Origin of the sequence: Bradyrhizobium sp. IC3123, from assembly GCF_020193625.1 — a bacterium.
In the GTDB taxonomy this organism is placed as follows: domain Bacteria; phylum Pseudomonadota; class Alphaproteobacteria; order Rhizobiales; family Xanthobacteraceae; genus Bradyrhizobium; species Bradyrhizobium yuanmingense.
Window position 1 is genome coordinate 103352 of sequence record NZ_JADYVF010000012.1, and the last position, 18649, is coordinate 122000.

An 18649-nucleotide genomic window follows, 5' to 3' on the forward strand; every position below is an offset into this window, starting at 1 on the left:
GGCATGAAGGCCGGGGCTCCCGTGATGCCACGGCGTACATCCGGCCGCGACAACCAGGCAACAGTTAGCACGCGGTTTTCGAAGAAAATGTGACCTTCGCGTCGTCGATCTTGAATGTCGGCCCATTTCCGCGCGAGACAACGGATCCCTTCAAGCTACTATTCGCGCGGAGACTTGCGACCGGATCGTTGATTGATTTAGATATGAACGCGTTTTTCCGTTTTGGAGCAAATGACGTGGCGTTAGGGACTGTTAAGTGGTTCAACCCGACGAAAGGCTATGGATTCATTGCGCCGGATGATGGTGGCAAAGATGTTTTCGTGCACATCTCGGCGGTAGAGAAGGCCGGTTATACCTCGCTTGTTGAAGGCGCGAAGGTCAGCTACGAGCTGGTGACGAACCGCAGCGGCAAACAAGCGGCAGAAAATCTCCGCCTAGGATAAGGCGCAGCTCGACGTCCCGGCATTCTTTGAGCTAGTCCGAATCTCACGCTTTCAAGACACGTGGGAGATATCCCAGTTGGCGCTCGAGGGCAGCCAAAGTCAGGCGCGCTGACTCCATTAGTGCAGCCGCCTCGTTTAGGGTGGCCCGCGCTTCGTCGTGCCGCGAGACAGCTGCCAAGGTAATCTCAATGCTGTCCTTGAGAGACCGCGGGTCTTCGCCATTTGTGGCGCGACCCAATTTAATCAGCGCTTTGGTCAATGATCGATGCGCGGAACGCTGTTTTCTCTCCAGGCGGCCGACCACGGCGAAGGCCTCACGATAGTTCCATATCGCTTCGATGGCTCTGTTTTCAAGATCGCTTTTGTCGCTCATCCGGTTCTCTTCTCACTCGAGCTCTTAGCGGGCATCGTCCTGCACGAGATCCTGCTTTCGGGCCGCGGCTAATCGTTACCGCTGCCGGATCAGAAGGCCTGGCGAGAGCCGACATCGATCCCATTGTAACTGACCGGATCAGGCATCCAGCGTGCTCGCGATGCTTGTCTTTGAGCTACACTCAGCGAAGCCTGAGCGTCGAGGCTCGACCGATCATCGCAGAGTGGCAGTTTCGTGGCAGTCCTTGTGCGGCATCGACCAAACGGCGACGGATCACAGATACGGCCAGCCGTTCTCGTCAACGGGGCGTCCAGCCGACCCGCGATCGCGGAAGCGGAGATCCGCTACCTGCAATAAAGAGAGCTCACCATTGGATTCGGTTGCGCCAACTCTTTCAGTGGACTCGCAGATCGCCACGTTCCCCTTGATGTCAGCTCTGTTCGGACCGAGCGCACCAAACGGCCTCTTCGATGGATTGATCTGGCCGAAGGACGGCTGACGCCTCGCCCGCCTATGGCGCAACGGCGCCGATCGACTTTCTTCCCCTGCCGGCTGCGCCGTCATTCCTCGCGAAACAAGAAAGTCGCCTGGCTGCCATCCTCCGCTGACGCTTCGGCCCCTTCGGGGTGCGCCGTCGATCGCCTCCGGCCTGTCGATCACCATCGAGGCCGCAAGGTGCGGGCTCGGAAAACAGAGATCAAGGAGAACTACCATGGCGACCATCGGCACCTTCAAGAAGACCGGCAACAACGAGTTCAACGGCGAAATCGTCACTCTCTCGCTGCAGGCGAGGAACGTCCGCATCGTCCCCGAAACCAGCCGCTCGGGCGACAACGCTCCCAGCCACCGGATCTATGTCGGCCGGGTTGAGATCGGGGCCGCCTGGTCCAAGCGCTCCAATGAGGGCCGCGACTATCTCGGCCTCAAGCTCGACGACCCGAGCTTCACCGCACCGATCTTCGCCAACCTCTTCGCCGATGAAGAGGGCGAGGGCTTCAGCTTGATCTGGTCTCGTCCCAACCGTCGGAACGGCGACTGATCCGATCCGCAATGCCTCGCCCGGCTTGGCCCGGGCGAGGCATCGCTAAGCTCAAGAAGCCGTGCAGAGTTCTGCAGTCAGGCGCAGATGGCGGGTCGATTCCGATCAGCGACGGCGAACCTGACGGGCCTTGATTGGCCGTCTCTGATCGGCCTCCGATATTGTTTCGACGATGTCTCCCCAGTCGGGGCAGATTGCGACGAGACGATCCAGAACCGTAGGATCGCGCTCGATCTGGCCGAGCGCCTGAGCGCGCCATTGGTCGTTGAAGCTGATACTCATCAACCCCAAACATTCGACAAACGAGCTGTCAGGCGGCAAGTGTTCCAAGATTGCTGTCACTATGCCGGTCCATTGTTGAAGTAAACGCCAATGCTCAGCGGCGGGTCTGGTCTCCAACGTCTCTTGAAGGAGATCAATCAGCAAGAGGAGGCGAATTCGCCAAGTTTGGGGCCTGAGGTCTGCGACGTAAGCGTCCACGACCTCGCGGATGTCGGCTGGCAAGTGCTCGTACAGGGTGGTCATAAGGCTCACTCCATCTCGCTCAGCACGCTCTTCCGTCCCCGGACAGGTATGCGCCTTTTGGAGACAGACCAGATTTACGTAAAGTTGCCTATCAACTTGTGCGTGAGGTAATGCCCAGTTGATACATAACGTGCGAAGGCTGCGATGGAGCACAAATTTGTTGCGTCATCGAGCGCGATGAGGATGAACCGCCGTTCGTTTGATCAGATCGGCTGCTTCGACCCCTAGCGCCTCCGCGATTCGGCCCAGCACGGTTACGCTGGCCGACACATCGGCTCGTTCGATTGCGCCGACGTAACGGACACTTAGTCCGGCGCCATCGGCCAACTCTTCCTGCGTCATCTCCTTCTTATGGCGGATCCGACGCAAATTGATCGCCATGACCTCCTTGAGATCCATGGCAACAAGGGAACTCACATCGGAACGATCGTTCCAGGAACGATCGTTCCGATTCGTACCGAGCCGTGCTATTCATATCGTCTGGCTTGGGCCGAGTTTGCCACTTGCGGGGAGCGCCGCGATGCGATTTGCGCATCACGGCACAAATCGCGTGCGACGATTTCCAGCTTGTAAAGTTCTTAAGCTTTAGATGAATTCTAATCGCTGCATCCATGCTGAGGGGCAATTGCAATGAACGAAGCGTCATTCCAGGACCGACCGCCAATAACTGATCGCGTCAACGCCTATGACGAGAAACATCTTGCGATCTACGTTAGGTTGTTAATGGCCGAGGAGGAGGGCGCCGACTGGCGTGAGGTGGTCAGCGTGATCTTCGGCCTCGACCCCGGACGCGAACCGGATCGTGCCAAAATCGTCCACGACAGCCACCTCGCCCGTGCGCGATGGATGTCGGAAGCCGGATATCAGGACCTTTTGCAACCGCGGATGCAGTGAACTGTGCCCCACTCACGCAAATTGCTATCTCGCGTGATGCAACCTTAGGGTCTAGTCTCTCGTGTCGTCTTTTCGGATCGTGGCATGGGGCAGAGAGACGAGAAGACAGACCATGCCGACCCAGTACTGGCGCTCGCCGGAGACCATCGAACGCCTCAATCGCCTTGAGCGTCCGGGTTTTGCCCTCGAATTCCTTCGCCGCAACGCTGACTACCGCCGCGACTTCGCCCGTACTGAGCGCCAGATCGCGCGCGACGGAGCTGATCCCGAAACCATCCGAGCGAGTTTCGCACGTCGATGGAGGTTGCGGTGTCGCCCATGACCCCGCCTCTCCGGTTGGACCCGAACCAGCCATTTGGCTGCCCGAGGCATCACCGGGAACATTGATCCTGGAATCCGCGCCGCCGGGCTTCGATACACTCCGTTCTGTTGATCGCAGCGCTTTCGGGCAGTCGCTCCTCGAACCGTCCGATACTGACGCTCGCGAGCTGGTGATTGCGGACGCGTCGGGTGAACTGCATGTCCATTTGCATGACGAGCAGGCCGCACGCCGCCCTGCGGTGCTTGTGCCGCTCGACAGCATGGGCGAATTGCGGGCCGATGTGGCGCTACACTTCGCCCGCCGCCTTGCTGGCCGGCGCACCGGTCTTCTGCCGGCCGCGCTGCGGCTGACGTCGTTCCAGAAACGTCGACTGACACAGCTTCTTCACGCCTTCGACGTTCACGATCTGGGTGGCGGCCCGCGCGAGGTCGCAGCGAAGGTGCTCGCCTCAGACCACGCCCAGCGCCGTTCGGTCGAGTGGAAGGATTCGCATGCCCGCCGCAAGGCGAACCGGCTCATTCATGATTCGATTGCCCTGGTCGAGCGCGGTTATCTGAAACTTCTACGCGGCCTCTGATCGGCCCCTATCCCTCAAGGTTATCGCCTCTAATGCACGTTATGCCGATATCGGCATACTGTGCTTCAGGAGTGCCGATTGCCGTTCACGATTGATGCAGCCGCCGCAAGACAGTAGGATACCTCAGCGCTCCGGCATGAGGGTTTAAGACGATGAAGACCTTGTCTGCGGACATGATACCCGACCATTTCTGGCGCATTAGGTACGATCAACAGCACGATCCCGATTCGCCAACCCTGCCGAGCCTTTCAGAGAGCCCGAACTGTCAGAACTTCGCATACGCGCTGCTCAAGCATTTCGGATTTGACGTTTACCCATTTCGGTCCAGCAATCTGTGGGAGGACGCCACTGAGACCTGCTTGGTGTCAGATGAATTGAGGCCCCTCGACCTCTTGCTTTTCAATCGAACCGAGAACCCTTGGGGAGCACATGTCGCGCTCTATCTGGGTGATGACCAAGCTATTCACCTGAGCAAGAAGCAGTCCGCTCCGGTGATCTGGCCGGTTGCTCAATTTCTCGAGCTTCCCGAATATCGAACCTTCGTTGGCGCAAAGCGGCTCCGCCAAATTGGGGTGGGCCTATAGTCGAACGCAGCCTTTGCGCGGTTATGGCTTGCTGCTTGCTAACGAGGCCAGTTCCTATCTCGTCGATTATGTGCCGAACTGCCGCATGGCCAAGAGTAGGCGTAACCGCCGTCAAACTCGCATAATCCGGCTTACGACATAGCGAGTTAATTCGCACCCCCGCTGGTAGCGCTCGGCCTCGCCTGGTTGCGACGATGGGGGGACACAAATCTACGTAGATTTTCGTCCACCCCCAACGCCTGAACTCTCCGCCACTCTGGCCCGGACATGCCGCGACTTGGCCGCGGCGCTTCGAGGCAAGACGGAGATCTCCCATGCTCGATAGGCCTGCGCAACTCGCCACCCGCTACGTGCGCACTCCCGAGGCCGCGCGCCTCCTCGGCATCTCGCCGCGCACGCTTGAGAAGTATCGCTGTCATGGCAATGGCCCGACCTTCCGCAAGCTCGGAGGCCGCGTTGTCTACGCCGTCGGCGATCTCGAAGCATGGGCCGATCAGGCCGCCTGCACTTCAACGTCGGATCCTCGCTATCTCGAGGCCCGCACCGCCGGCAACGCCCATCGCTAGGGCAACGCTGGTTATGTCGTCGCGTCGCCTCATCACATCAAGCGAGCGAAGTAAGCTCGACCCGTTCGTTGTCGCCACCGGTGACGCCAGTCCGCGCGATCAGCGCGACCTGATGGAGCGCCCGTTCTTTTCGCTCGCCAAAGCCAAACGCACGAGACCGATCCTCTACCAGACCGGCGACGTGCGTGTCGAAGTCTATGCAGTCCCTGAGCACGGTATGGCGACCATTTGGGATGCCGACGTGCTGATTTGGGCGGCCAGCCAGATTGTCGAGGCTGAGAACCTCGGTCTGAAGACCTCCCGCTTCCTGCGCTTCACACCTTACCAGCTTCTAACCGCAGTCGGCCGGCAGACCGGGGCCCGCGACTACAAGCTCTTGAAGGGAGCGCTGACGCGCCTGCAGGCGACCGTGATCCGCACGAGTATCCGGCAGGGCGAGCATTGGCGGCGCCACCAGTTCTCCTGGATCAACGAATGGGAAGAATGCGCGGGGCGCGACGGCCGCGTGGAAGGCATGGAATTTGTCCTCCCCGACTGGTTCTATCGTGGCGTCATCGATCGCTCGCTCGTTCTCACGATTGATCCGGCCTATTTCAGCCTGAACGGCGGGATCGAGCGCTGGCTCTACCGCGTCGCGCGCAAGCACGCCGGCCGCCAGCCAAGAGGATGGCGGTTCGAGGTCGCACACCTCCATGCGAAGTCGGGCAGTCTGGTGCGTGTCTCTGATTTTGCGCTGCAGATCCGGCGCATCGCCGCGCGTCAGCCGCTTCCCGGCTACCGCTTGCGCATCGAGCGTGAAGCGCGTCGCGAATTGCTGCGCATTGTTCCGGCCAAATTATCCACTGCCACTGTGGACGGCGCTGTGGAAGCGCTCGGGACTTCGCACGCAAACCATATCGGGATTCCGCACGCAGCCCTATCGGGACTTCGCACGCGTGAACCCCAACTAACGCTTTGGCCCGAAACTGTGATTCCGGGCCTTAACTTAGAGTCTAACTTAGAATCTAACTGTTGTAGTGGGCCCGTACGTCCTGCGGATAGCGACGAAGCTCGCGCTGAGCCACCAACCAATTACCCAAGCCAATCATCTTTGCCGCTTCCAGGTCGCAAGACCGGAGGCAAGCTATGATCGTCGCCGTGCTCAACCAGAAGGGCGGCGTCGGCAAGACCACGCTCGCCCTGCACCTCGCCGGTGAATGGGCGCTACGCGGAAAGCGTGTGACGCTGATCGATGCGGACCCCCAGGGTTCGGCATTGGACTGGTCGCAGCAGCGCGCGCGGGAGAACGTCGCACGGCTGTTCGGCGTCGTTGGCCTCGCGCGCGATACGCTCCACCGCGAAGCGCCGGAGATCGCACGCTCCGCCGATCATGTCGTCATTGACGGGCCGCCGCGGGTCGCTGGATTGATGCGTTCGGCGCTGCTGGCGGCTGATCTGGTGCTGATCCCCGTGCAGCCGTCGCCGTTCGACGGCTGGGCCTCGGCCGAGATGCTCGCTCTGCTGCGAGAGGCTCGCATCTATCGTCCGCAGCTTGCCGCTCGCTTTGTGCTCAACCGCTGCGGCGCGCGCACGATCATCGCCCGCGAGACTGCCGAAACGCTCGCCGACCACGATCCGCCGGTGCTCGCCAGCACCATCGGCCAACGCGTTGTCTTCGCCGACGCCGCTCAGTCCGGACGGCTCGTCTTCGAGTTCGCCGAGCAGAGCGCCGCCGCCCGCGAAATCGCCGCGCTCGCTGCTGAAGTCGCGAGGTTCGCGCCATGAGCGAGCGCTCCACCAAGCGCGGCTTCGCCTCGCGTCCCGGCGATGCCGAAAGCTGGATCAAGGCCAGCGATGCACCGCCACGCAGCGTGAACGACGCAGCCGCATTCACCGCGCGCCTGACGATTGACGTCACCCCCACGCTGCGCGGCCGCATCAAGGTCGTCGCGTTTCAGCGCGGTGTCACCGTCGCCGACATGCTGCGCGAATTGCTGACGCGAGAGTTCCCCACCGACGCTGGAGAGCCGTCATGAATGATAACGAGGCCTTGCCGCCGCGTGCCGTGCCGTCCTCGCACCGACGCGGTGTCGCGCTCACCCATGTTGAGCTGACCTGGATCGAGAAGCGGATCGAGCACTGGCTGCGCTTCGGCCGTCGCGCGGAGGAGAAGATCCTCGACCGTCGCCGCAGCATCTCGAGTTTTACGCCAGGCAGCATCTTCGGCTTCGTCCGCTGGGCATCGAATGACTACGGCACCGTGGTGTCGCGCATGGATATCGTGCGTGCCGTTGAGGCCGGCCAGCGCTATCAGACGCTGCCATTCGTCCGTCCCGGCGGCGAGATCCTGCTGCGCGTCGATAGCTGGCCGAAGGTCGAGCGCGTGTTGCAGGCGATCGACGCCATCGAGGCGCTCAGTATCGATCCGGCTGACGCTGCGCCCGAATACTGGCGGCATCTCCACAATCGTCTCGCTGCCGACCATGTGCCGCGCGCCTACACGCGCGAGCAGCATATCGCCTGGCTCAAGCGCCGGAGCGTCACGCCATGACCCGCTTCGGCTATCTCATGTTGACCTACCTTGCGGCGCTGGTCGCCAGCGGCCTGGCGTTCATTCATCCCGCGCCGCGGCTGATCTGGAACGCTACCGCGAGCACGCCGACAGGGTTTTACGTGCTGCATCCGGTTGGAGAACTGCACGCCCTGGAACTGGTCGCGGTACGGCTGCCGGAGCCGATCGCGAGCTTCCTTGCCGATGGCGGCTTTCTTCCAAAAGGTCTGCCGCTGCTGAAGCGTGTGATGGCGCTGCCCGGGCAAACTGTGTGCCGGTCGGGCGATGCAATCACGGTCGATGCTGTCGGTGTCGGCGCCGCACACGACCGCGACCATCTCGGCCGTCCGCTGCCGCGTTGGAGCGGTTGCTATACCCTCGAGCCAGGTGAGGTCTTCCTCATGAATCCGAGCGTCCCGGACAGCTTGGACGGCCGCTATTTCGGCGCGCTCCCCGTCACCTCGATTGTCGCTCGTGCGGTCCCGCTTTGGACGGACGAAGCCGCCGACGGCCGCTTCGTCTGGCGTGCCGCCACCCATTGACCCGCTTCCAACCCAGCAACCCAGGAGCTTTCCCATGGCGCAAATCGGCCAGTTCACCCGCGATAAGTCCGGCTTCACCGGACGCGTTGAAACGCTGTTCTTCGAGCGGATTCTCACCCTCGTCCCGGCCGAATCCTCGGATGCCGAGAACGCGCCGGACTACCGCATCCGCCTCGGCGATGCCGACGGCCCGGAGATCGGCGCCGGATGGAAACGTACCGGCGATAAGGCGGGAGAGTACGTTTCGCTCGTCATCGACGACCCGGCGCTGCCGCGGCCGATCCGCGCCAATCTCTTCCAGTCGGGCGACGACAAGTCGGCCTGGACGCTGAGTTGGAATCGTCTGCCCCAGCGCGCTGAGCGGGACTGATTGCATGCAGGGTCCTGTCAAGCGTGCCGCCGTCGAGGCGGATCGAAGCTCCATCCCCTTGCTCGCGGCGAAGCCGTCTGATCCCACCGGTCCGCGCAGCCGTCGGGCGGACGCCACGCACAGCGGCGGTCAAACCGGCGGTCCGTGCGCACCGCCGGTAGGCAGCAAGACGCCTCGCCATGATGGCGGAGACAGGGCGAGCCTTGCCGTTCTCCTCCTTACCGGCCTGCTGGTGATTGGCGGGCCAACGGCAGCAGTGTCCGGGCAGAGAGCACCGGCACGAAGTCAACCGGCGAGCGATCACTACGCATCTCATGTGGCAGAGGCCGCGCAGCGCTTTGGCATTCCGGCTGCATGGATACGAGCCGTCATGCGGGTCGAGAGCAACGGCGATCGGCGTGCCGTCTCACCCAAAGGCGCACTCGGCCTGATGCAACTCATGCCCAAGACCTGGGCGGACATGCGCGCGCGCTATGGTCTCGGGCGCGATCCCTTCGATCCCCGTGACAACATCCTCGCCGGTGCCGCCTTCCTTCGCGAACTGCACGACAGTTACGGCTCACCTGGTTTCCTTGCGGCCTACAATGCAGGTCCCGGCCGCTACGAGGAGTTTCGCGATAGACGTCGTCCGCTGCCGGCAGAGACGACAGCCTATGTCGCAGCCATCGTCCCTTTTGTCGATGCGGAGATGGCACCAGGACCTCTTCTCCTCGCGACCTCTTCTCGTTCATCCTGGGCGCGGGCGCCGCTCTTTTTCGGCCACGTTGACGGTCCGTCTCGTGGCGTGCGAGCGGCGCGCGAACAACCCGCGCAGGGCGGCTCAGCTGCCACTCCGGTGCACGATGTTTCGGCGATTGCGCCGCAGTCGGATGGCCTGTTCGTCGCGCTCTCGGCTACGGGGCGATCGCAATGACTGCACGGCATGTTCAACGTCAATGCGCGGATCGCGGTACGTTTGCACGCGCCCTTGTTGCGGCGGCTGCACATCGGGCAGCCCGTGATGTCAGCCGTCAGTTTCCAGGTTCGCTGGCGCCCCGTGACGGACATTCGGTTTGCATTCGAAACGCTGCAACACAGTCATGCGGGCGATGCCTTCGGCCCGCGCTCTACTCGTCGCTTCGCTCCTCACCGAGCCACCCTACGGGTGTCTCGGCCCTTCGGGTAACGATCGCTATCGCAAACGCTCGCAAACAGTGGGGGCTTCCGCGAGTACCGACCGAACGATGGCGAGATAAAAGGCCGCAATGTGCGGCTCGGTCGGTTGGTTGTTGTTGCTTCGTTTTTCTTCTCATCGAGCAATGTGCGGCTTCGGCGCGCAATGTGCGGCCCACTATCAACTCATTGTACCGATTCTGCATTCCGCACATTGTCGAGGCCGGCCATGGCTGAAGACAGCGATTTTCAGCCCCGGCCAGGCCGCATACGCTCCTCGCGGAGTCAGCGGGCCAGGCCCTTCATCGCCCAGGCGCTTGCGGCCGCTCAGCGCGCCGGCGGCGGCGTTTCGCGAGCCGGCCGTCTCGTGAGCTCCCGTCATTCGCGCTTCGGCCGCGGACGGGCCGCCAGCGTGCGGGCAAACCGTCTGCTCACCGGCCGCTCGCGCCTGGTGACGATCAAGACGCGTGTTGTGCGGCATAGAGCGAAATCAGCGCCGCTGGCTGCGCATCTCGGCTATCTCCGGCGCGAGGGCGTGACGCGGGACGGGGAGAAGGCCCGCCTGTTCGGCCCGGATACGGAGGATGCCGATCCCAAGGCCTTTTCTGAGCGCTGTCAGGATGACCGCCACCATTTCCGCTTCATCGTCTCGCCCGAAGACGCGCCCGATATGGCCGACCTCAAGGGCTTCACCCGCGAGTTGGTCGGGCAGATGGAAGTGGATCTCGGCACCAAGCTCGACTGGGTTGGCGTCGATCACTGGAACACCCAGCACCCCCACGTCCACATCATCGTGCGCGGCGTCGCCGAGGATGGCCAGGACCTCGTCATCTCCCGCGACTACATCAAGGAAGGGATGCGGGCCCGCGCCCAGGACTTGGTCACGCAAGAACTCGGATTGCGCTCCGATCTCGACATCCGCCGCTCGCTCGAGCGCCAGGTCGAAGCCGAACGGTGGACACAGCTCGACCGCCAGCTCGTTCGCGATGCAGACCGGCACGGCGTCATCGACCTTGCGCCCAATCCGGCCGAGCCGCGTGATCAGTTCCATGGGTTGAAGGTCGGCCGGCTGCGGCGCCTGGAGAGCCTCGGCCTCGCTCATCAGCTCGGGCCCGGTCAATGGTCGATGGACGAAGCCGCCGAGACGACGTTGCGCGAGCTCGGCGAGCGCGGCGACATCATCAAACGCATCCACCGCAGCCTGACCGAACGCGGCATTGAGCGCGGGAGCGCCAGCTATGTGCTGGCCGGCGAAAGCCTCGACGTTCCCATCATTGGACGCCTCGTCGATCGCGGCCTCGACGACGAACTCAAGGGGACCGCCTATGCGGTGGTCGACGGCGTCGATGGCCGCACCCACCACATCAGGCTACCCGATCTCGACGCGGCCAGCGACAGCCCCCCAGGATCGATCGTCGAGCTCCGCAAGTTCGACGACGCAGGCGGGCAGCGTCGCGTGGCGCTGGCCGTCCGCTCTGATCTGTCGATCGAAGCGCAGGTGACGGTGGGCGGCGCGACATGGCTCGACCTGCAGGCAGTCGCACGCAATCCCGTGGCGCTCGGCCAGGGTGGCTTCGGCGCCGAAGTCCGCGAGGCCATGCAACGGCGGGCCGAGCAGCTGATCGAGCAGGGTCTCGCGAAACGCCAGGCGCAAGGACTGGTATTCGCGAACAATCTCATCGGCACGTTGCGCAACCGGGAGCTTGAGGATCTCGGCAAGCAGCTCGCCGCCGAGACCGGCCAACCGTTCAACCCGTCGGCTGGCGGCGAGTATGTGGCCGGCACCTACCGGCAGCGCCTCGTTCTCGCCTCCGGCCGCTTCGCCATGATCGATGACGGGTTGGGCTTCCGGCTCGTGCCCTGGACGCCCTCGCTCGAAAAACAGCTCGGCCGGCATGTGTCCGGTGTCGCGCGAGCGGATGGCGGCATCGATTGGGGTTTTGGGCGCAACCGGGGGCTCGGCTTGTGAACGATCCTTCCAATCACCGACGTCAGGAGAGGGCGGCCGCCATGTCCGCGACGAAGATTTTATGGGGGCAGGTCATCACGGTGTTGGCGATCGTCGTGCTAACGATCTGGGCAGCGACGGAGTGGACGGCCTGGCGGCTCGGCTTTCAGCCCCAGCTCGGGCAGCCCTGGTTCGAGCTCTTGCATTTTCCGGTCTATCTCCCGCCGGCCTTCTTCTGGTGGTGGTACGCCTACGATGCCTATGCGCCCTCAATCTTCACCGAGGGCGCCTACATCGCGGCATCGGGCGGCATCATCGCCGCGGCTGTTGCGATCGGCATGTCGGTCTGGCGCGCCCGCGAGGCAGAGAATGCCGAGACCTATGGCTCTGCGCGATGGGCTGAAGCCAATGAGATCGAGCAGGCAGGTCTGCTTGGGCCTGACGGCGTCGTTTTGGGCCGGTTCGAGCGCGCCTACCTTCGCCATGATGGACCGGAGCATGTCTTGTGTTTCGCTCCCACGAGATCGGGCAAGGGCGTCGGCCTCGTCATTCCTTCGCTCCTGACCTGGCCAGGCTCGGCGATCGTCCACGACATCAAGGGAGAGAACTGGCAACTCACCGCCGGCTTCCGAAGCCACCACGGCCGAGTCCTTCTGTTCGATCCGACCAACGCGAAGTCATCGGCTTATAACCCGTTGCTTGAGGTACGCCGCGGCGAGTGGGAGGTGCGCGACGTCCAGAACATCGCCGACATCCTGGTCGATCCCGAGGGCAGCCTCGAGAAGCGGAACCATTGGGAGAAGACAAGTCACGCACTGCTGGTCGGTGCCATTCTCCACGTTCTCTACGCGGAGGAAGACAAGACGCTCGCCGGCGTCGCAGCCTTTCTGTCCGATCCCAAGCGGCCAATCGAGACGACGCTTGCCGCGATGATGCGAACGGCGCATCTGGGCGATGCCGGTGTCCATCCCGTCGTCGCGTCCGCCGCACGCGAGTTGCTGAACAAATCCGGCAACGAACGCTCCGGAGTCTTGAGCACCGCCATGTCGTTCCTGGGCCTCTACCGGGATCCGGTGGTGGCGGAGGTGACACGGCGCTGCGACTGGCGGATCACCGACATCGTCGGCGGAGAGCGAGCGACCACGCTTTACCTCGTCGTGCCGCCATCGGACATCAACCGCACCAAGCCGCTGATCCGGCTGATCCTCAACCAGATCGGCCGCCGGCTGACCGAGGATCTGCAGGCCAAGGCGGGCCGGCGCCGTCTCCTCCTCATGCTCGATGAATTCCCGGCGCTCGGCCGGCTCGACTTCTTCGAGTCTGCGCTGGCCTTCATGGCCGGATACGGCATCAAGAGTTTCCTGATTGCTCAGTCGCTGAACCAGATCGAGAAGGCCTACGGGCCCAACAACTCGATCCTTGACAACTGCCACGTCCGGGTCAGCTTTGCGACCAACGACGAGCGCACCGCAAAGCGCGTGAGCGACGCGCTCGGCACGGCGACCGAGATGAAGGCGATGAAGAACTATGCCGGCAGCCGGCTGGCGCCTTGGCTGGGCCACCTCATGGTGTCGCGGTCCGAGACCGCCCGCCCGCTGCTCACGCCCGGCGAGATGATGCAGCTCCCGCCCTCCGACGAGATCGTCATGATGTCGGGCCTCCATCCGATTCGGGCGAAGAAGGCGCGCTATTACGAAGATAGACGTTTCCAGGAGCGCATCATGGCGCCGCCGATGCTGACGAAATCCAATGGCGGCCGGTTGGACGATTGGAGCTCAAGGCCATTGCCGCCGCGCCCAAGGGCATTGGAGACGTTGAACGACGACCAGACGGATGACGAAGATCCAAAGGCCGCCGACCGCAGGCAGCAGCCGGAACTCGATCGAGACACGGTGGAGAATAAGGAACCACTCGAGAACGAGTTCGCTTCGGACCTCGTGGATGAGCTCGATGAAGATGTCCCGCGGATCAGGCGCATGAACGACATGATGCAGGGCGTGGCGCGCCAAGCCTCCCTCGATCCCGGCGACGATCTCGGATTGTGAGGCAGGCATGAGCGGAACAAAGAAGAAAGCTCAGATGTCGGTCTATCTCGATCCTGATGTCATGAAGGCGCTATCGGCGTACGCCGCCCGGCGCGAGCAGTCGCTGTCGCTTATCGCGGAAGCCGCGATCGCTTCCTTTCTGTCGCCGGACGCCGATGAACGGCGAGAGGCTGCTACTGCCAAGCGTCTTGACCAGATCGACCGCCGGATCGCGCGCCTTGAGCGGGATGTCGGGATTTCGGTCGAGACTATCGCTCTCTTCATCCGCTTCTGGCTCACGACAACACCATCACTCCCCGAACCCGCCGCCAAGGCCGCGAGAGCACAGGCCGGAGCGCGTTATGATAATTTCCTTGCCGCATTGGGCCGCCGGCTCAATCAAGGGCCGAAACTGCGGCAAGAAATCCCGGAGGATGCCCAGCAGACTGACTCGTCCCCAGGCGAGTGATGCTCAACCCCGACGGTCGGCTCTGGATCGATTGGCTGTCTGGCGGGTTGGAGGATAGCGGACGAACGATGTCCGCCGCCGACGGCGAGCGGATCGTGGACCATCCAAAAAGTGTTAGGCGACCCGCGTGCTCAACTGCGAAATGCATGCCCTCCCCTGGATCAACTCGATCAGAGGCGACCCCCTGGCCCCTTATGCGACCGTCTGATGCGAGCTATATCCCTCGACGGCCTGCCAGGATCGACTGCGACCTAGCGAGTGATGTCAACGGGATGAGGGGGGATCCTGTGTTTGCGACAATTGTACAAGCGTTGCCAAGATTGCCTCAGTCGAAGACACGGATAGTGTTCGCACATTCACGCTCGATTTCCCAGACTGGTTAACCAATGACCTCGCCATTGAAGCGGGCGTATCTTTAGACGGTGTGTGTCTCAAGGCGACGACTGGCATTTCTTCCACCCGAGTTCTTCTCGACTCCAATCGAGCGAGTAAGCCAGGAGCCAATCAGCGCGCCGTGCCCGTGACTTGCTGGCGGAGTTGCGGCTATTATGTGTTTGCGAACAGGATCAACGAGATTTTGTCAGGCCCCATCCGTTGATCTATCTTCGGTCGGGCTTCTAGAGACAAACCGCCGATGATGAAGACGTACACCGGCTCGTGTCACTGCGGCACGGTCCGTTTCGAGATCGACGCCGATATCGACCATGTGCGGGTTTGCGACTGCTCTATCTGCTCGAAGCGTGGCGCGCTGATTTATCGCGTCGCCGAGGGCGACTTCCGGCTCCTGACGCCCCTCCAGGAGTTGTCGGTCTATCGCTGGGGTTTATTCACTGCGGCTGACTATTTTTGCCCGGTTTGCGGTATTTTGCCGTTCCGCAAACCAAGCCAGCCCACCGCAGCAGAACGCGAAGCCGGCATTCGGCCGTTCGACGGATGGGCAGTGAACGTGCGTTGCCTGAAGGACTTCGATCCGTTTTCAGTGCCCGTTCGGCAGATTCACGGCAGCAGGCTGACAATTGATTCGCCATAGCGGCCCTTGCCATGGACTTTCCGTTCGACTGCACGTGTCTATAATTGGTGATGTTCGTTGGACGTCGGCACTCAAAGAACGAAATCGGCCCTTTCCACCACGCTGAGTTTGGCAGTAGTGCCACTTCATAGCCGAGCATCGGGAAAACCTTCTGAAGATGCTCGTTTTCGACAGGCATCCTCGAAATCATGACGCGTCTCTTGATCGGTCGCGTGGATGGCCGGCCAAGGCGGAAGCGATGAACACGCGTCGATGATAGTGGCGTGCCTGTCCGAGTTCCTTGTCGCCGGCTCGCCTGTCACGCGTTCGAGACCCGCTGCGGCGTCGATCAGGCCGCGATCGAATAAACCCAGCCGTCGAACGCACTCGCTCGCGTCAGGTTTTCAAGGGAAAGATCAAACGCACTGTGCAGGCGCGCTTCAATACCTGTCCCGGGCAACGCGGGAACGCCCGACTCCAATTCCTTCCTTACGACCGGGCGTCCAGGCTCATCTATCGTCGCGTAGCCGCGTCGGCCGAGTTCGGTCAGCAGCGTGGACTTCCCACAGCCGGGGCATCCCGAGATCACGGCGAATCGATCAGATATTCTTCAAGCTCAATTGGCGCTCCAATAAACTTGCCTGATGAGGCGTAATCTCCGCGCCTTTGCGCCTCCGGACACATCACACGTGGACTACGAAAGATCGCCCCAGTGGGGATGAACGCGGTTGCCGTGGTCAATCGGCTGCGTACAAATGGTTGAAAAAGTCGAGGCAATTGCGATTATCGAAGTCTCCTCTTCCGATGCGACCGCGCCCGCCAATGCATTTCGCGAACCTGCATCCGGCAACCAGTCGTCACTCACTCCCGTGCTGTGAAACGCACTCCAATTTAATCACAGCCCTGTTCGGCCGGCAAAGAAGGCTTGTCGGGCGAAATTGGTGTTCTAAGTCCCTCAATTGGCAACGTAGAAGCCGTTGAAATTCGCTATTTTTTCTTGCGACGTGGACCCGCTGGCTTGCGGCTTTTAGGCAAGGTCTTCGGAGACCTAGCACCTTTGGGCGGCAGAACAAAGAACTCGGACAACTGCACGTCCAGCGTTTCGGCGATGCGGTCGAGAAGATCAATCGTCGGGTTCTTCGATTGCCGCTCAAGACTACTCATGTAGGAGCGGTCGATCCCGGCCTTCCTAGCCAATTGCTCCTGCGAGATACCCCGATTCACGCGAATCCGACGCACATTCCAGGCTACAATCGCACGAGTTTTCATACGTCAACTCATGCCATGGTGCTAGGCCTCAAAACACTGGCTATAATCCCGCTATTATTTCTTGGTCGGTGTTCCTCGACGTGATCTAGCCTCAAACGCGGCCGGGACCGTGATCGATGCACGTGGGCAGTCGGCGTCCCACGCGCTTCGCACGATGCCCGCGGCTTAGGATGTCGACAGTGTATCGGGGTATTTCGCCTCTAAGCTTTGGCCTATCTCCGAAAAAGCGCTCAAGACCGCATCGATCTGATCCCGTCCTATTCCAGCGTAGATGACCAACCGTACGTATCGATCGCCATAAGGGACGACAAGCACGCCCAATTCCGACAAGCGTTGGGTGAGCCTATGCGCGCTTATCTCCTCGGTCCGTAGTTTCACCAAGACGATGTTGGTCTGGAGTGAATCGAGGTCGATCGACAACCAGGGGTTTTCCGAGGTGAGCACCATGCCCAAGTGTCGCGCATTTGCATGATCGTCGGTGATGCGCTTCTGCATCGACTTCAGCGCGACAACAGCCGGCGCGGCGACAATCCCAGCTGGACGCCAGTTTCCACCTAACATCCGCCTAACGCGACTAGCGTCCTTGATGAACGCGCTGCTGCCGCAAAGCATCGCTCCTAACGGAGCGCCCAAGGCTTTGTTTAGACTGACCGCAATACTGTCTACCCCCCGCGCGAGTGCCAGCGGCTCACACCCGGCATAGGCGGCGGCATTCCACAATCGAGCCCCATCGAGATGGATGGCGATACCTCGTGGGCGACATTCATTCTCAATCTGCTGTTGCCAGCTTGCAGGCATAACCGTCCCGCCCGCGCGATTGTGAGTATTTTCCAGCGAGACCACGGATACTCGCATGGCCTCGTCCTCACTTTGGTCGAGGGCCTGCGCTAGTTGCTCAGGTGACAAATGTCCACGAACTCCAGCCACTCGAAACGTGGCCACATTTGAAACACCCGCCGTTGATGCAGCCTCGAACTCCGCGACGTGTGACTCTGCATCCGCGATGATGAAGTCACCAGGCCGGCAGTGCACCATGAGAGCCGCCTGATTGGCCATCGTGCAGGTCGGAAAGAACAGCGCGTCCTGCGTTCCAAGTGTCTGCGCTGTCAGTGCTTCCAACTCTCGCACATGCCGGTCCTCGCGCGCGCCATAACTTGATGGCGCGCGCGCAGTGGCGATCATTGCCTCGATCATCTCCGGCGTCGGACCCGCCAAGAGGTCGCTGCGCAAGTCAATCAACGACATCGAATCCTCAGCGGTTAGTGTTGAAGTACCTTGGACAGAAAGTCGCGAGCACGATCGCTAGTATTCCCCGCAAAAAATTCGTCCTTAGAGAGATCGTCGACAATTCGACCCGCATCCATGAATACGATGCGATCGCCAACTCGGCGGGCAAACCCCAACTCGTGTGTCACAACGATCATGGTTGTCTTTCGCTCCGCGAGTGCCGTCATTACGTCCAGAACTTCGTTGATCATTTCCGGGTCCAGAGCGGAAGTCGGCTCGTCGAATAGCATTACCGCCGGCCTGTTCGCGAGTGCTCGCGCGATGGCCACCCGCTGCTGCTGACCTCCGGATAGTTGAGCAGGGTATTTCTTCGCATGATCAAGCAGGCCGACTTGGCGGAGCAGTTCGGCTGCGCGCTGCTCCGCTTCTTGGCTTGGCATCCGCAGCACGAGCCGCGGCGCCAGCGATACGTTAGTCATGACATCCATATGAGGATAAAGGTCGAACGCCTGAAAAACCATTCCGGTCGTGGCCCGCAGCTTTTGCAAGTCGGCGCGTCGGTCGCCGACGGAGATTCCGTCGACAACAATCCTTCCCTTCTGGAATTCCTCCAGCCGGTTCACGCACTTGATAAGGGTGCTCTTTCCGGAGCCGGACGGACCACAAACGACGACGACTTGGCCGCGCTGAATTTGGGTCGAGCAGGAGTGTAGAACCTGCGTTGTGCCATACCACTTGCTGACGTCTTCGAATTTGACCATCACGTCAGCTGCTTGCGCGGTGTCT

The 18649-nt window shown here is 61.6% G+C and carries 26 protein-coding genes and 1 pseudogene; 20 read left to right on the forward strand and 7 right to left on the reverse strand.

Annotated elements, in window-relative coordinates:
* Window positions 1–236: 236 nt before the first annotated feature.
* Entirely contained in the window at window positions 237–443 is a 207-nt protein-coding gene (locus tag I6F20_RS29830; protein ID WP_164940908.1) for a cold-shock protein, read from the forward strand.
* Between the two features lie 43 nt (window positions 444–486).
* On the opposite strand, the gene I6F20_RS29835 is transcribed toward I6F20_RS29830, so the two are convergent.
* A complete protein-coding gene (locus I6F20_RS29835) occupies window positions 487–816 on the reverse strand; it encodes a hypothetical protein (protein ID WP_225129085.1) in 330 nt (109 codons plus the stop codon).
* Window positions 817–1528: 712 nt separating this feature from the next.
* Between I6F20_RS29835 and I6F20_RS29840 the strand changes: the two genes are divergently transcribed.
* Window positions 1529–1855 (forward strand): DUF736 domain-containing protein, encoded by a 327-nt coding sequence (locus I6F20_RS29840; RefSeq protein WP_011084751.1) that lies wholly within the window; start codon window positions 1529–1531, stop codon window positions 1853–1855.
* A 105-nt stretch (window positions 1856–1960) separates the two neighbouring features.
* Here I6F20_RS29840 and I6F20_RS29845 read toward each other — a convergent pair whose 3' ends face one another.
* Both I6F20_RS29845 and relB (I6F20_RS29850) read right to left on the reverse strand, forming a co-directional pair.
* Window positions 1961–2380, reverse strand: a complete 420-nt coding sequence (locus I6F20_RS29845) for a hypothetical protein (RefSeq protein WP_225129087.1) — start codon at window positions 2378–2380, stop codon at window positions 1961–1963.
* A 165-nt stretch (window positions 2381–2545) separates the two neighbouring features.
* Complete coding sequence (gene relB / locus I6F20_RS29850) at window positions 2546–2779, reverse strand: type II toxin-antitoxin system RelB family anti-toxin (RefSeq protein ID WP_225129089.1); 234 nt, start codon at window positions 2777–2779, stop codon at window positions 2546–2548.
* 231 nt (window positions 2780–3010) lie between these two features.
* Here relB (I6F20_RS29850) and I6F20_RS29855 point away from each other — a divergent pair, with 231 nt between their 5' ends.
* The 17 genes and pseudogenes from I6F20_RS29855 (at window position 3011) to I6F20_RS29935 (ending at window position 15388) form a co-directional block, all read left to right on the forward strand.
* A complete protein-coding gene (locus I6F20_RS29855) occupies window positions 3011–3274 on the forward strand; it encodes a DUF2285 domain-containing protein (RefSeq protein ID WP_225129091.1) in 264 nt (87 codons plus the stop codon).
* 112 nt (window positions 3275–3386) lie between these two features.
* A complete protein-coding gene (locus I6F20_RS29860) occupies window positions 3387–3596 on the forward strand; it encodes a transcriptional regulator domain-containing protein (protein ID WP_225129093.1) in 210 nt (69 codons plus the stop codon).
* Between the two features lie 61 nt (window positions 3597–3657).
* Window positions 3658–4173, forward strand: coding sequence for a DUF2285 domain-containing protein (locus tag I6F20_RS29865; RefSeq protein ID WP_225129095.1), 516 nt, complete (start codon window positions 3658–3660; stop codon window positions 4171–4173).
* Between the two features lie 152 nt (window positions 4174–4325).
* Window positions 4326–4757, forward strand: a complete 432-nt coding sequence (locus tag I6F20_RS29870) for an NlpC/P60 family protein (RefSeq protein WP_225129096.1) — start codon at window positions 4326–4328, stop codon at window positions 4755–4757.
* 314 nt (window positions 4758–5071) lie between these two features.
* Window positions 5072–5323, forward strand: a complete 252-nt coding sequence (locus I6F20_RS29875) for a helix-turn-helix transcriptional regulator (protein WP_225129099.1) — start codon at window positions 5072–5074, stop codon at window positions 5321–5323.
* Window positions 5324–5336: 13 nt separating this feature from the next.
* Window positions 5337–6452, forward strand: a complete 1116-nt coding sequence (locus I6F20_RS29880) for a replication initiator protein A (protein WP_225129101.1) — start codon at window positions 5337–5339, stop codon at window positions 6450–6452.
* Window positions 6449–7087, forward strand: a complete 639-nt coding sequence (gene parA / locus I6F20_RS29885) for a ParA family partition ATPase (RefSeq protein WP_225129103.1) — start codon at window positions 6449–6451, stop codon at window positions 7085–7087. Before I6F20_RS29880 ends, parA begins: the two co-directional genes overlap by 4 nt.
* Window positions 7084–7338 carry a hypothetical protein gene (locus I6F20_RS29890; protein WP_225129105.1) on the forward strand — a complete coding sequence of 85 codons (255 nt, stop codon included), beginning with the start codon at window positions 7084–7086 and terminating at the stop codon, window positions 7336–7338. The genes parA and I6F20_RS29890 overlap by 4 nt, the downstream gene beginning before the upstream one ends.
* A complete protein-coding gene (locus I6F20_RS29895) occupies window positions 7335–7853 on the forward strand; it encodes a DUF2840 domain-containing protein (RefSeq protein ID WP_225129107.1) in 519 nt (172 codons plus the stop codon). Before I6F20_RS29890 ends, I6F20_RS29895 begins: the two co-directional genes overlap by 4 nt.
* Window positions 7850–8395 carry a S26 family signal peptidase gene (locus I6F20_RS29900; RefSeq protein WP_225129109.1) on the forward strand — a complete coding sequence of 182 codons (546 nt, stop codon included), beginning with the start codon at window positions 7850–7852 and terminating at the stop codon, window positions 8393–8395. The genes I6F20_RS29895 and I6F20_RS29900 overlap by 4 nt, the downstream gene beginning before the upstream one ends.
* A gap of 34 nt (window positions 8396–8429) precedes the next feature.
* Window positions 8430–8765 (forward strand): DUF736 domain-containing protein, encoded by a 336-nt coding sequence (locus I6F20_RS29905; RefSeq protein ID WP_225129111.1) that lies wholly within the window; start codon window positions 8430–8432, stop codon window positions 8763–8765.
* A gap of 4 nt (window positions 8766–8769) precedes the next feature.
* On the forward strand, window positions 8770–9678 hold the full coding sequence (locus I6F20_RS29910) for a lytic transglycosylase domain-containing protein (protein WP_225129114.1): 909 nt from the start codon (window positions 8770–8772) through the stop codon (window positions 9676–9678).
* Between the two features lie 468 nt (window positions 9679–10146).
* Complete coding sequence (locus tag I6F20_RS29915; protein WP_225129242.1) at window positions 10147–11886, forward strand: relaxase/mobilization nuclease domain-containing protein; 1740 nt, start codon at window positions 10147–10149, stop codon at window positions 11884–11886.
* Window positions 11887–11927: 41 nt separating this feature from the next.
* Window positions 11928–13910 carry a conjugal transfer protein TraG gene (locus I6F20_RS29920; protein ID WP_225129115.1) on the forward strand — a complete coding sequence of 661 codons (1983 nt, stop codon included), beginning with the start codon at window positions 11928–11930 and terminating at the stop codon, window positions 13908–13910.
* Between the two features lie 7 nt (window positions 13911–13917).
* A complete protein-coding gene (locus tag I6F20_RS29925) occupies window positions 13918–14358 on the forward strand; it encodes a CopG family transcriptional regulator (protein ID WP_225129117.1) in 441 nt (146 codons plus the stop codon).
* Window positions 14355–14456, forward strand: a pseudogene (locus I6F20_RS29930) (P-type conjugative transfer ATPase TrbB); the annotation flags it as partial. The gene I6F20_RS29925 and the pseudogene I6F20_RS29930, both read left to right, overlap by 4 nt.
* A gap of 536 nt (window positions 14457–14992) precedes the next feature.
* Window positions 14993–15388, forward strand: coding sequence for a GFA family protein (locus tag I6F20_RS29935; RefSeq protein WP_014490264.1), 396 nt, complete (start codon window positions 14993–14995; stop codon window positions 15386–15388).
* A gap of 328 nt (window positions 15389–15716) precedes the next feature.
* On the opposite strand, the gene I6F20_RS29940 is transcribed toward I6F20_RS29935, so the two are convergent.
* On the reverse strand, window positions 15717–15956 hold the full coding sequence (locus tag I6F20_RS29940) for an AAA family ATPase (protein ID WP_011082871.1): 240 nt from the start codon (window positions 15954–15956) through the stop codon (window positions 15717–15719).
* Between the two features lie 166 nt (window positions 15957–16122).
* On the opposite strand from I6F20_RS29940, the gene I6F20_RS38025 reads away from it, so the two are divergent.
* Window positions 16123–16245, forward strand: coding sequence for a hypothetical protein (locus I6F20_RS38025; RefSeq protein ID WP_256379488.1), 123 nt, complete (start codon window positions 16123–16125; stop codon window positions 16243–16245).
* Between the two features lie 109 nt (window positions 16246–16354).
* On the opposite strand, the gene relB (I6F20_RS29945) is transcribed toward I6F20_RS38025, so the two are convergent.
* The 3 genes from relB (I6F20_RS29945) to I6F20_RS29955 all read right to left on the reverse strand — a co-directional run bounded on the left by relB (I6F20_RS29945) (window position 16355) and on the right by I6F20_RS29955 (window position 18624).
* A complete protein-coding gene (gene relB, locus I6F20_RS29945; protein WP_225129119.1) occupies window positions 16355–16636 on the reverse strand; it encodes a type II toxin-antitoxin system RelB family anti-toxin in 282 nt (93 codons plus the stop codon).
* Window positions 16637–16801: 165 nt separating this feature from the next.
* Complete coding sequence (locus I6F20_RS29950) at window positions 16802–17881, reverse strand: threonine aldolase family protein (protein ID WP_225129121.1); 1080 nt, start codon at window positions 17879–17881, stop codon at window positions 16802–16804.
* A 14-nt stretch (window positions 17882–17895) separates the two neighbouring features.
* Entirely contained in the window at window positions 17896–18624 is a 729-nt protein-coding gene (locus I6F20_RS29955; RefSeq protein ID WP_225129244.1) for an amino acid ABC transporter ATP-binding protein, read from the reverse strand.
* Window positions 18625–18649 lie beyond the last annotated feature (25 nt).